The sequence below is a fragment of the Indolivaga capnocytophagoides genome (assembly GCF_036511535.1).
Taxonomy (GTDB): domain Bacteria; phylum Bacteroidota; class Bacteroidia; order Bacteroidales; family Dysgonomonadaceae; genus Dysgonomonas_A; species Dysgonomonas_A capnocytophagoides.
Map to the genome: position 1 here is coordinate 111,588 of NZ_AP028867.1, position 13,003 is coordinate 124,590.

Sequence of the window (13,003 nt, forward strand, 5' to 3'; positions counted from 1 at the left end):
ATTATATCTCTATTAAATATTCGTTATCTTCTGAAATAAGCAGGAACTCTTTATCCTCAGATCCAAGGACTAAGATTGTATTAAGCGGTCTGTAATTGATAAATACCAAAACCAGACTGAACTGACATAAAATATAAGAGGGGTGTATCTCTATCTTAAAGTCGGAAGAGCTTTTGTAGTGGCACTCAAAGACATCATCCATATAGTCAACAGCAAGTAATCTGCTTTCCGGTTTTATCAAATCCGAGAAGAAAGAGAAATAATTACTCCAGAACATATCGAGATTCTCACAAAGAAAGCTGCATTGCAGTGTGACTTCCTTTTGCTTGAATACATACCGTGATGTATCGTATATGACACTGTTGAGTGTTCCGATATTTACTTCAAGGTTTGTTTTCTGATCCGGAGATTTGTAAATCTCGGCTTTACCTTTATTTACGATTAATCCGTATTCAGAAAAAGAAATGCCATCGAGTTTATACTCTGATTTAGGAAGATTAAACCCGTAGCCTTTTCTTGTAAAACTGCCGGTTATCAAAGGAAAATCATCATAGAATTGCAGGGTAAACTCCTGCGTGTTTCTCTCTACATTCCGAGCCGATTCTTTATTCAATCTTAATTGCCAGGATCTGCCGAGTGTTGTCATGGTTAGAGTCCTATATCCTGGCTGAGTAAGAAAAACGATAAAACTGTCAATCATTTCATTATCCAGAGTAACGGATGCGAATTTGATATCAACCGTTTTATTATTCAGTTTCGGATCGGATAAATCGATATCGATCCCGTCATTCTCCGGCCAGTCGTTATAATACAAGTCTTTGAATGCCGGAAATACAAAGAGATCATTAAACCCATCACGTACGATCCCGATATTATATTTTACAAATATATCTATGCCGTCTATGTACCAAAGTCCTCTCATATTATTACCTTCTTAGATCAATTCCTTTATCTCTTATTTCTCTTAGTATGCTCGCTGTTGCAGCTGTATTTTCTGCGGTCATCTTAATATATGTCAATTGATCGGCAAACACCTGCTTGTAACTGCTGACCGCTTCTTTTACATCCGATATATGCCCCGTTTGGACTTTGATATATTCCTGTGTCTGCTTATTGATGTTACGGACCTCATTTACAGATTGACGCAGGGCATAGAAGTTTCCGTTCAGCTCATTGGCTGAGTCCTGAGTGATAGATGCTGCAACACCTGTAATTCCATTGATGTCGTTTTTTCCTGTATATCCTGTCGAATTGGTGATGTTATCACGTATAGCTATTCCCTCTTTGACAATATCTTCCCATTCTTTTTTTTGTTGAGCGATCTGTGCTTCAGTGAGCTTACCGTTTTGTTCGTTTATGGTATCAGTCCACGATTCATACCATTTTTTTATTCTGGAATCCAACAAATCTCCAACAGCAAAATTGAGTAAGGCTTTAGTTAAGTATTCCTCGAAATTGTTAGCAAAGTCTTCTACATCACTATCCATATCCATAAGAGTACTCACGAAGCTGTCACGAAGACTATCGAAGGATATTTGAGCGATGTTTTCACGAAGATCATCTGTCATTTCTTTAACCTTGCCGGCTTGATCTGCATAGTTATTCCAATCATCCTTAAAGCGATCTCCGTATTTTCCTTCATTAATCATCTCCGACCACACATCAGGTAGATGTGTTCTAATCTCATTCATCTGATCGGCTGTAAGTTTTGAGAAATCATTCCATGTATTATTGAGGCTTGTACCTAATAATTTATTGACTTCTTTTAGACTGTTTGCATCTAAATCCCAATAATAAGCGTTGGAATGGTGAGAATTACTATATCTCATTTGTGCATCCAGTATCTTTCTTAGATTCTCGCTATACCTTTCTTGAGCAGTTACCGCTTCGTTATAAGCTTGTATTGATTTACTTCCGTTCGTACCGGCTATTTCATCTTTTAAAGCATCAACCGAAACCTTTAAGGCTTCATTTGAAGATGTCAGTCTGCTTATCGTTTTGGCAGTTTCTTTAGCATTTCCTCCATTGATGGATGAGATTAGAGAATTGAATCCTCCGAATGATAGTGTATTGAGTATATTGCTAAGTCCTGTTTTCAAAGAACCTGCAATCTGCTTGGTAATATCGAAGCTCAGTATATTTTTAAGAATGCCATCAATAGCCCCTAAAACAGTGTCTATTAGGCTGGATACTAATGTTCCGATACCATCTTTCAGTACATCCAAAATCGACAATACTGCATCTATGATTTGCCCAACAACAGAAGCATTCGATAACGTTTTTGATAAAGTACCAATTACTTCTCCAACTTTTCCTCCTATATTCAACTTGGATAATCCGGTAACAGTACTTTGGAGTCCTTTAAATATTTGAGGCAAAGAGTTGCTGGCAAAGTTATTTAGGCCATCGCTAACCAAGTTTAGACCATCTATCGTATCAGTAGCTGTCTCTTTAAATCCATTACCCAAATTCTGTACATTTGATTCAGCTTCTTTGTAAGCGATGCTGGATGTATTTGCAGCAGTTTGGGCCATCGCAAGAGCTCGTTTTGCCCCCTCGATTGTAGCTTGATTATTTGATTTTAAAGCCTTATCATATTCGTTCTGCGCTTTACCTAAATTGTCGTATGCTGTTTTCTCATTTAATGTTGCTATTTGCAGATGGTTGATCGCATTTCCCAGATCATCCATCTGACGTTGTATATCCTTAAAATTTAAAGTACCCTCACCTCCGGGCGTTACGCTCCTAAGTTTTTCAATGGCATCAAAGACTGTTTTCTGATCGGTCGCAGAGCTTTGCTTAAACTGATCTGTTTTTATATACTCTTTTAACCCGGAAATAAGATCTTTAAGCTGGCTGTCAAGCATCCCCGTTAAATTGCCGAAGACACCCTGCCAGTCGATTCTTTTGTTTATAGCATCAAAGTCTACAGATGACAGAGCCGCTTTTTTTTGATTTTCTAATATTTTTCTGTCCCATTCGTTGGCTGATGCAGCTATTTTTTTATCATATTCTTGCGCAATAGTAAGTTTCTTTTCCTGAAACGTTCCATATTCTTTGATGTAATCACGCATATACTGAAGCTCAAAAGTTAACTTGTCTTTCTGATATGCTTCGTCTGATTTTACTTGAAGATCAGCATATTTCTTTCTTTCGTCGTCTGTTAATTTGATAGATGAATCATCAAAAGATTTACCTTTATTTTTTACGTCTGCTTCAAATATGTCTCGGGCATTATCTTTCTTGGTCTTTAAAGCATCTTCCTGTTGTCGTTTTAAGGCTTCTTTCTCTTTTTCATAATCAAACTCCATCTGAGCAATAACCTTAGCCGAACCTTCATCCATAGCTCGAATTCGGGCTTCAGTCATCTGAAATTCAAGATCCTTGGCTGTTCTGATATCCTGCAAGGATTGTTTCCCTTTGGCTTTACTCAGCTCCTCTAACTTCTTACGTGTTTTTTCGGCTGCCGATTCGGCTTTGTTTTTGGCAGTATCCGAGAAATCCCATTGTTTCAATTTGGTTGATGCCTGATTGTATTCCGCAAGTGCCTGAGTCCACTCTTTTGATCCTTTCTTCTCCTCTTTCATTGTGTTCAATCTGGCTAATGCAGATTTTTGCTGAATCTCCCAATATTCCTTTGTATTAGCTTCAACCTTATCGATATCTTTAGCTATGTATTCCTGAGATTTCTCATCCCATTTTTGCAAGGCTTTCTGATGCTCGATCTCTTCTTTCCTTATACGTTTCCATTCGGCACTAAGATCAACCCCTGTTTTTTTTAAATCTTCATCGCTTAAATCTCTGATCTTTTTATCAACAGGGGATAAGTTATCGAGCCAAGTCTCATAATCTTCTTGCGCCTTAGCATATTTATCGACATATATTTTCGCCAGTGCCGAATTCTTTAACTCTCGCACATACTTCTTTAATGCTCCTGTGTTATCTTCAATTAGTTTTCCCTCTTTCGATAATAAGGCATTATATGTTGGCATTATTGTTTTTAGCTCGTTTAGGGCTATATTCCTTTTTGAATAGGTCTCATTCGAGTTTCGCAAAACGGCTTCTAAAGCTTTTACCCTAATCAATTGCTCGTTAGTGTTTTTATTCGCTTCTCGTAAAACGGCTTGCTCTTCCTTTAGTAATTTAGTCTTTCTCTCCTGCTCTTTACTCCAATCTTGATACTTCTTGATAAGTAAACCAACGCCAACAATCAGAGCCCCGATCCCAAAGCTTAACAGCCCCGCAGACGCAATCCTTGCAGTCGCTGCTGATGTCCCCATTTTAATAAAAGATTTACCTAAAGCATAATTAGCTGTCGTCCATAATGCCGTAGCTTTAGTAACGGTTGTAATCCGAAAAGAGCTGGTTGCGTGCATTGTATTAGCGATAGCTTGCAATCCCATCGTAATTGACATTGCGGCTTGCAATTTGGTTTGAATCGCAGTAAGCTGTTCATTGTTTTTTATAAAAAGAGAAGATACCCCCTGAGCCGCAGAAAAAGCTCCTGACAGCCCTGTTACTCCTTGAATCATTCCAGCTAATTGAGCATTTCCTGCTGTCGTAAGCAATCTCTGTTCGGACATAACCCTACGGTACGCAGTGCCGACCCTTGTCAGCTCGGATTCTAATTCTCTATACCTAGGAGACTCTTGCTTTCCAGCCATAGCAAGCTCCTGCATTTCCTGTCTAATCTTACGCATTTGGGTCATGTAAGATGTTGCGGACTGTTGCCTTGTATTACTAAGTTGTTTTTCTTGTAGCTCTAACTCCTGTAATGCTTTTTTCTCACGATCCAATGCCCTGCGTGCATCTTCAATGTTTTTTTTAGCTTCATCATACTGCTTTCTCAATACTTCAATTTCTTTATCTGAGAATCTATGATTAGGAGTGAAATTATTACCTAAACTGTCAAATGCAGTTTTAGATCTTTTGTATTGTTCTTCTAAAGACGCTATAGCCTGCTTTTGAGCTTCTATGGCTAATTTTAAATCCAAAGCATTACTTATTGATTTTCCTGCATTGGTAGCCGATTGTTCGAAAGAGTTTATTCTACGTTCAGCATCGGATAGACCCGAGTTAAGCCCACTATTATCTATACCTGTAGCCAAGAAGAGAGCTCCGTCACGATTTATTATTCCCATGTGAGGTTTCTCTTAAAATATAAGAGCCGTACGATCTTCACAGATAATACGGCTCTCGGTTTCACACTTTTAAACGACTACTAATCATTATTCGAATCTAATATATAAGATTATATACTTTTTACTCGTTTAATTCTTTTGGGTTGTCCCGATTCAAAATCGGTGATAGTAACCCATTCTTCACCCTCTTTGAGATCATCTTCACCGCTTGAGTATCGACTTCGTTCAATCTGCATATAGTTGAATTCTCTGAACATAGCCATAATGAGCGATAAACCGCAATCTAATGTTTGTTCATGGGTATAACCAAAAGCTTCATTAACGGAAACTAAGAACGCAAAGCTGCTTTTCGGATCCATTTTTCCTTGTTCTGTTGAAGGGCTATTATCTCCTCTTCGTCTAACGGGCTCACATTTTTCAGGGCTGTGATAGAATTCATAAAAGCTGTTGTGCCTATATGGTAAATAATGGCATTAAGCAGAATGCCAATATCTTCCCATGTACAATTATCCATAAGCACGTTTTTGAACCATCCGGGCATATCACCTTTCTTATTGTGAATACCGATGCAAACAATCTCGAAGAGCAGACTGTCGTATTTATTGATAACATCCCTTATCTCTGAATCGAATTCAACACCTTGCTTTAGAACAAGCTTATCAATATCCTCTTTATCGATATGCACGAAATAAGGCTTTATCTTAAACCAAGTGCGGACGGTGATAGGTGTGATGACAATAGAATTCCCGACATTTTTACCTTCAGGCAACGATTCTTTATTTGTAAAATCGAAAGGAATACTTACGGACTGGTTCGAAACAGTATTGCTTTCTTGGATAATGATTTGCTTTACGCTCATATTTTTCATTTAAAATATAAAGGGTATACGACAAACTCCGTATACCCTTTATTAATATTACTGATCTGTAAGCTTATCCTTCCGGTTCTGCTGGTACATCTTTCACCGCTCTGGTGAATGGTGTTTTCAATGTACCTGTTGCATCCACAGCCAATTGTTTTGTTATTTTTACTAACAGCAATTCCGATTGTTGCTTGCCCGGAGCTTGGGACAAACGACCGACTACCGATCCATTCACAACCACGTATTCGGTGTACTTACCATCGTAGGGTTCTGTAATCATCTTCATCGACATATTTATCGTCGGTATGGAGGTTGGAGCTTCCCAAACTCCATCATTATTTTTACCTCCGCAGAACATCACCATATCTTCAGCAGATGGAGAAGGTATAGCAAGTTCTATACTATCGGGGTCAGCTTTACGGTTTACAATCCATCGAGGATCATCCGTTCCTTCGATATTGATATTTGTCTGTGTAGGTTCATTAAAATTGAATGCAACTGATCCTTCAAACACATCTTTTATGTGAGTGTATGTTGCTGCCGGAAGTCCTGCACCAAGGTATGCACCAAAACCTACATAAGATACCCCAATTGCTAGTGATCTATCATTTTGAGCCATAATTATAATTAATTTAGTTCTGTTATTACTTCTAATCTAATATTTGTACAATCGAAGCCTTCTTTTGCTTCGCCCAGAGGTTCAGCCCAGACTACTTTTGCTTTAAAATACATCCCGACAGGATGAGAGATCGATTTAAACGAAGTGATTAGCTTCCGTTTTGCTTCTTTCATTGCCGATCGGTTTGTCATACCATTTGAATACTTCTTGATGAATACATTTACATTCACGACAGGTGCTTTATTAACGAAATCCTTTGTTTCCATACCGGTAGTTCGAACAGTATAATGATTGTTCTTTTCGCCTGTAGCGGAATTATCTTTATATCCGATCAATCCTGTATTCGCTTTTTCAGCGGCTGCGAAAACAAGGTCTATTATATCAAATTCATCTGCCATGATTAAATTGATAATCTGTTAAACAATAATCTGCTGTGTCTTTTGATAAAATCGTCTGCTTTATCAGCTGCACGAGTTAGAACATCTTTATTCTCCATCGCTTCAACGATTACAGCGTACTTCATTCCGGCAACACCTATAAGAACATAGCCTTTTGAGTAGATTCTTGCTAAATCACGTGCCAATTGTTGCCCTTCTTTCTGACCTTCACTTCCATCCCCAGAAGCCCCTTTGGTCGCGAATTTAACGGTTTGTCCATCTTTTGTTTTAAAGTTTACGAGTCTCATATTTTCGCCTGCTCCTTTCACTTTTTCAAAAGAACTTTCTTGAATAATTCTCCCATCCTTGACTATCACGTAACCAATAGAAGAACGGAGGTTACCTGTATGATCGATGTAATTGCCTTCTAACCTTGCGATCTTGACAAACTCTTCCCCTGTGCGTTGCAATAAGTCCATTATCACAAATTCGGCTCTTTCGCCCAGTTTATCCAATAACTTCCGGATATCGCTTTTCTTCCAAAGTGGAGTAAGTCCGCTTTTTCGTGCCATGTCAGATATAAATTACAGTGTGAGAATCATACGGATACCAATTGATAACCGCAGCTTCAACGCCTTTCGATGCGACAAGAAGCCTTACAGCATCTTTATTGATCGGGGTTGAAGTCATGAACCTGCCTTTGTAGATAACTTCGTCACCGTCTTTATTCTTGACGACCTGACTTCCATTATTGCCCGGAATATAGCGTCCTTTAATCGTTAGTTCCGGCTTAGGACCTTCAATCCACTCACCATTTTCAAGATGTCCGCCAATTTCAAGGGTTACTATTGCTGTATGTCCGGTATAAGGCAACATATTACCAAAAGTTTACTGTCGGTTTATCACTAAGTTTATCCTCAAGTCTATACTCGGAGCATCGTAAAGAATACCATGCTGTAATCTTTTCTTTCATATCGGCCCAAGACATCGATAAGTCACCTTCTGAGAAAGATGAATAACGAAGCAGTAAATCGGGTATAAACTTTACGATAGCGACAGTCACAGGATTAATAGTATCTCCTGTAATGTTTTCATCGACACCTAGTCCACTACTGAGTGAGATATCCAGAATATCAGCCCCCGACAACTCTATGCCGAAGGACTGAAACTTCTGTTCTATGTACTCCCCGATAGTCATTACTCAATTCCTAAAGCGGTTTTCAAAGCAGCTGTCTTTTCTTCATCCAAAGCAGCAACATTAGCAACGATATTCTCGCTTTTCATGTTCCAGGCTACTTTTTCTCCGATCGCTTTCAAGGCATCAAGAACAACTTTCTTCTCAAACTCTTTTTCGAAGAGAGTGATCAATACCGGATCAGCAGCTTTCTCTTCTTCGACAACACCAACCAAGCCACGAGAGGTTAAATCCTCGATACGGTCTTCGTCCTCGATCTCCAGCTTACGACCAACCGAGTATAACTCTTTGGTGTATATGTCACGAAATATCTTTAATACTTTGACTTTCATAATTAACCCTCCTCGATATCATTCATTCCCGATAAATTAATATTCACCATCCGGTTTGGATTCGCGATTTGAGGAATCCATTCAGCTGTATATTCAAGGAAACGTCCTGTATTGTCCCTTACTTGAGAGATTAGCATTTCACCATCGGATTTACTGTAAGTCCGACCCGGCATTGGGTCGACAGCTTCATACGGAGTATGGAAACGCATATGCCCGATCTTATCCTGCTGTAACAAGGTAATACGATCGTCAGCATACACTTGTTGATTGACACCTTGCTGGTCGATCACATAATCTTCTTTGATCTCGATAGCAGGAAGTCCGATACCGGTGAATACCTGAGAAGCCAAATCAGAAGATATAAGATTTGCACTGGCCATCATTTCTCGCTGTCCGAGAATCATCTTAAACTTATCCCCCAACTCAGGACTACCGACAATGTTCTTTGCAAATGTGGCCCGTGTCATAATCATTTTAGAGAACACACCATATTCCGCTTTCAACTGATTCAACTGATCTTGCAGGTAAGAGATAAACTTATCCTTTACTGCAGCTTCCGGAGTGATAAACTTGAACGGAAGATCAATATCCAACAAGTCGGCAGCATCAGTATCTTTGCGATCGTCCTTGTTCTTGACAGTAGCTTTACCTGTCATGATAAGCGAACCGACAATCAAGTCCATACGCTTGTGGGCAGCTAAGAGTATCTGACGGAAATCATCGTAGATGAAATCAACGATCTCCTTCAATGCTGTATTCTGATCTGCCGGCTTAGCGACATTGTATTTGTCAATCAAATCCTGCAATTCTGATAGACGGTCGATAGAGATTTGGTAGCGGTCACCCAGATAAGCAATCTCACCATATCCCGAACCAATGTTCCGACGTTCACGGATCGGCTTTTCTCCATAACGTGAGTTGATCGAACCCGCCATTACACCTGTAACAGTACCGATGTAGTCTTTGAACACACGGGTAGTCGTTCTCTTGAAGTCAAGATACTGTTGCCAGTAGATCACATCTGTACGTGTTTGCTGCACGCGGTTAATAACTGCCGAAACGATGTTCGGGTCATTAAATAGAGTTTCAATAGTTAACATCATATTGCTTGTCCTCCTTATTCGTTAAATTGAAAATCACTACCCAGTTTCTCCTTGTCCTTTGCAGAGAAAGGAACAATGAGTTTATCCGGCTCAATCTCTCTGGCCACTGATAGCAAGGCTACCAGATTATTGCCTTCCTCCACCTTTCGGCTCTCATAGAGTGCTGAGTTTGCTACATTCTTCGGAGTAGTACCAGCGACTGCCGTAGCTTCGAAAAGAACATCACCGATAGCAAGGTTTGCTCCGAAATCAGTGATTGTCAATAAATCAAACTTTGCATCTGACTTATTGATAGCCGATACGGTTGCACCGTTTGCTCCATTACCGATGTGCATACCAGGATATACATAAGAGCCTTTCTTAATCTTTAGAGATGTTGCACCTGAAGTATACGCTTCTGTAACCAATACATTACGGACAACAACACACTTCTTGCTCTTCAGATTGGCTGCGATAGGGATAAACGAAGGAAGGTTATCTCCAACGTTCAGATTTGTTGTGTCGAGTCTGTAAGGTCCTCGACGACGGACTCCGGTACTCACATCGTATCGTTCTTCGATAGATGGTTCCGGTTCCAGGTTATACTTAAATCCTGCTGACATAGTTTACTTTTTAGTTTGTTCAACAATTTCTTTGGTTTGAGCTTCAATTGCAGCAGCAATCGATTCGCTCTCTTTTTTGATCTCTACTTCGGGGCTTTCCGGAGCTTTCGCATCCTTAAACCCAAGGTTAGACAGGTCCTGTTTTGCGTCCTTGAAATACTCGTCTAAGTCCGCATCTTCGGGAATACTATACCTCTTTGCTTGAGATTCAGGGATACCATACTCCTTTGCTTTTGCCTGAATGGCTGACGTCCGCTGTTCCAATGTGCTTTTGTTTTCGATTGAAGCGATCTTCTCAGTAAGAGTTTTGTTCTGGTCAATCAAAGCTTTAGCCCATGCTGGAGTGTCGTCTGGTTTCGGTGGTTCTGGGTTAGGGCTTGGAGTTGGTTCCGGTTGTTCGATGGTTTTACCTTCTTTTAGGTTATGCTTCTTTTCGTAGTTGGTAACTGCAGTTTTGGAAGCATCCCCTGCACGGAAATCACCGTAACTTGTTAACACGTCCTGAAAACTAACTCCCTCGACAATCGTAGGTATTTGGTTTTCGTCCGTTTGACCTTCTGCCTTTTTAGAGGCTATCCGGTCTAATATTTGAGCATCGACACCAACAAACTTTGTTTTCAATGCTTCGAATAGTTTTTGTTTCATACACTTAATTTTAAATTGAAGTTTTATCTTAAAATATAAGTGTGTGAGAGTTTTTTCGGAGAGGCATAAAAAAGCCGAACATTACTGCTCGGCTGATATGTTAGAATAATAAAGCGTATTATTCTTTTTTCTCAAATACAATATCATTTCCTTGGTCTTTTAATGGTTGGGAGTGATCATTGTATCCCAAAAATACTTCTTCTGGTATTTCGGCAAAAGCTTTACATATCTTAAAACTCAAATTGTAAAAATGCTTACAATGCAGACACCTATTACTGTCTGGTATTATTTCTTTTCCCATTTTTTGAAAATATTGATAAGTTCTTCAGGAATATCTTTTTCTCCCATCATTTTATATTTTGCATAATATTCGGCGAAAAATTCTTGTTTATTTGTTTGTCCGTATAAACTTGGAGCTTGATAAACATTCTTCCATCCTGGATTACCTAATTCATAATCGATATGATGCCCAAACTCATGATGTATCTTTGCTTTTATTTGTTGTTTTACATCTTCAAATGATGATGATATTCCAAATCGAATAGGCTGTTCTCCTTTTTTGATAGAATCCTCTATATCCATTATCCTGAATTTTATATCAGAAATAACTTTTTTCTCTCTCTTGATCTCTTGTTTTAAGAAATTATCAGTTTTTTTATTAATACCTAGCCGAGACTGCATTTTACTAATAACATCTTCCGAATTAATAATCCTTCCCTTTGCTACGGATAATTGTTCTTCCCATGGTACTAGACGTGAATAATCATTACTCTTAAATTGTTTTGTATTTATGTATATTCCGCTTGTGGTTCTATCGGATTTTGGTTCATATTCCGCAAAAGCTGTTTTATTCTGCATTTTTGAGCCGTCAGAAAATATTAATTTATCAAGGTTTATAGAAGATGTATTCATCTTCTCATCATGTAAAGCAGAAAGAACTGTGTTTACATCGTCAAGCTCTGCGTTGCCAAAATCAACCTTGTTTATGCCTAGGGATTTAGCTTTAGTCATAGCTTCTTCTATTGTCTTGCTTGGAATAAACTCATTCTTTTTAGATGGAGCTTCTTGTGTTCCAAAGTATTGGCTATTCTCCTTAACAAACCACTGATTCTTATTCGCTTCTTTAGCGTTTACAAAGTCGATAGCTGATTGCGGAACAGTTTTAATGATCTTATCTTCGGGTACTACTCCAGTAAGTAGATAATCAATGTATTCCTCACCTTCGAGCATAATAGGAACAGCAAAGCAGATACACCAAGGGTGTTGTCCTTTAAATTTATAACCAGGAGGATATTTACCTACCATCGGATCGCAAATAGCGCAAGGACCTTTATTTGACTTCGAACGATGTACTTCTATACCCAAAACAAAACCTTGATTACTCCATCGCTCATAATCGGCTGTATGGTATGCCTGATTTGTTTCTGTTGCTGCAACACGAAGAGCGTTTTTATAGCTGCTACGATAACGTCCTTGGCCTGGCTCATAAGCTTTCATTGGTTGCGACATGATAAGCTTACCCTCGTCATTCTTTACACGCCTGAATCGTTTATCGGGATCTTGTAATAGTTGTCGAATATCTTGAGAGATTGAAGCTGCTGGGCGTCCTGTTGATATTCCGGAAGAAAGATAATATTCGAGATTCTCTTTTGCGCCTTCAACGGATTTCCAGACTGTATCGGATAACGTTAAGCCGTCAATCCTTCGTTGTTGAAAGGCTTTGAGCGCATCCATATTACGGGCGAACATACCTTGCTCAAGCTTCTCATATCGGCTCTTACCTATGATCTCAGGCAAAGCAAGGTCTTTGATGAAAGCTTTTAATAGATCATCGTTCTTTAGATTGGACGCTTCCCATGCACCGGTAGTATTATTGTTGATGTTGATTAGAAGATTATCATGTAGTTCTTCGAGTAACTTGTCGATCTGGTTTTCTAGGGTTGTATTACGAATCCATACATTGTCCGTGTTCTTCTCTGTCCATTTAGTCAATATCAAGCCTGATCGACGTGTGAAATCATCGAAAATACGCTTTACTTGCCCTTGCTGGTTAAGTAACCGTAATACATGCTGTTTGTCGTGAAAAGAAAGACTGCTCATTTTTTTTGTGTAAAATTTGTTTTAATT

The 13,003-nt window shown here is 39.0% G+C and carries 15 protein-coding genes; all 15 read right to left on the reverse strand.

Annotated features, from left to right (window positions below):
* Position 1 precedes the first annotated feature (1 nt).
* The 15 genes from AABJ51_RS00615 to AABJ51_RS00685 all read right to left on the reverse strand — a co-directional run bounded on the left by AABJ51_RS00615 (position 2) and on the right by AABJ51_RS00685 (position 12,976).
* A complete protein-coding gene (locus AABJ51_RS00615) occupies positions 2-922 on the reverse strand; it encodes a hypothetical protein (protein ID WP_338373959.1) in 921 nt (306 codons plus the stop codon).
* Between the two features lie 4 nt (positions 923-926).
* Positions 927-5,141: a GumC domain-containing protein gene (locus AABJ51_RS00620; protein ID WP_338373960.1), complete on the reverse strand. Its 4,215-nt coding sequence runs from the start codon at positions 5,139-5,141 to the stop codon at positions 927-929.
* A 110-nt stretch (positions 5,142-5,251) separates the two neighbouring features.
* Entirely contained in the window at positions 5,252-5,500 is a 249-nt protein-coding gene (locus tag AABJ51_RS00625) for a hypothetical protein (protein WP_338373961.1), read from the reverse strand.
* Positions 5,470-6,000, reverse strand: a complete 531-nt coding sequence (locus AABJ51_RS00630; protein WP_338373962.1) for a hypothetical protein — start codon at positions 5,998-6,000, stop codon at positions 5,470-5,472. Before AABJ51_RS00630 ends, AABJ51_RS00625 begins: the two co-directional genes overlap by 31 nt.
* Before the next feature lie 73 nt (positions 6,001-6,073).
* Entirely contained in the window at positions 6,074-6,622 is a 549-nt protein-coding gene (locus AABJ51_RS00635; RefSeq protein WP_338373963.1) for a hypothetical protein, read from the reverse strand.
* 8 nt (positions 6,623-6,630) lie between these two features.
* Positions 6,631-7,020: a hypothetical protein gene (locus AABJ51_RS00640; RefSeq protein ID WP_338373964.1), complete on the reverse strand. Its 390-nt coding sequence runs from the start codon at positions 7,018-7,020 to the stop codon at positions 6,631-6,633.
* 2 nt (positions 7,021-7,022) lie between these two features.
* On the reverse strand, positions 7,023-7,571 hold the full coding sequence (locus AABJ51_RS00645) for a hypothetical protein (protein ID WP_338373965.1): 549 nt from the start codon (positions 7,569-7,571) through the stop codon (positions 7,023-7,025).
* A gap of 1 nt (position 7,572) precedes the next feature.
* Entirely contained in the window at positions 7,573-7,875 is a 303-nt protein-coding gene (locus AABJ51_RS00650) for a hypothetical protein (protein WP_338373966.1), read from the reverse strand.
* Position 7,876: 1 nt separating this feature from the next.
* A complete protein-coding gene (locus tag AABJ51_RS00655) occupies positions 7,877-8,197 on the reverse strand; it encodes a DUF6706 family protein (protein WP_338373967.1) in 321 nt (106 codons plus the stop codon).
* Positions 8,197-8,526, reverse strand: a complete 330-nt coding sequence (locus AABJ51_RS00660) for a hypothetical protein (protein ID WP_338373968.1) — start codon at positions 8,524-8,526, stop codon at positions 8,197-8,199. The genes AABJ51_RS00655 and AABJ51_RS00660 overlap by 1 nt, the downstream gene beginning before the upstream one ends.
* Positions 8,527-8,528: 2 nt before the next feature.
* The gene (locus AABJ51_RS00665) at positions 8,529-9,629 is read right to left on the reverse strand and encodes a hypothetical protein (RefSeq protein ID WP_338373969.1); all 1,101 of its coding nucleotides are present in this window, start codon (positions 9,627-9,629) and stop codon (positions 8,529-8,531) included.
* Positions 9,630-9,643: 14 nt separating this feature from the next.
* A complete protein-coding gene (locus tag AABJ51_RS00670; RefSeq protein WP_338373970.1) occupies positions 9,644-10,231 on the reverse strand; it encodes a head fiber protein in 588 nt (195 codons plus the stop codon).
* A 3-nt stretch (positions 10,232-10,234) separates the two neighbouring features.
* Positions 10,235-10,876: a hypothetical protein gene (locus tag AABJ51_RS00675; RefSeq protein WP_338373971.1), complete on the reverse strand. Its 642-nt coding sequence runs from the start codon at positions 10,874-10,876 to the stop codon at positions 10,235-10,237.
* A 118-nt stretch (positions 10,877-10,994) separates the two neighbouring features.
* A complete protein-coding gene (locus AABJ51_RS00680) occupies positions 10,995-11,177 on the reverse strand; it encodes a hypothetical protein (RefSeq protein WP_338373972.1) in 183 nt (60 codons plus the stop codon).
* Complete coding sequence (locus tag AABJ51_RS00685) at positions 11,162-12,976, reverse strand: hypothetical protein (RefSeq protein ID WP_338373973.1); 1,815 nt, start codon at positions 12,974-12,976, stop codon at positions 11,162-11,164. The genes AABJ51_RS00680 and AABJ51_RS00685 overlap by 16 nt, the downstream gene beginning before the upstream one ends.
* Between the last annotated feature and the right edge of the window lie 27 nt (positions 12,977-13,003).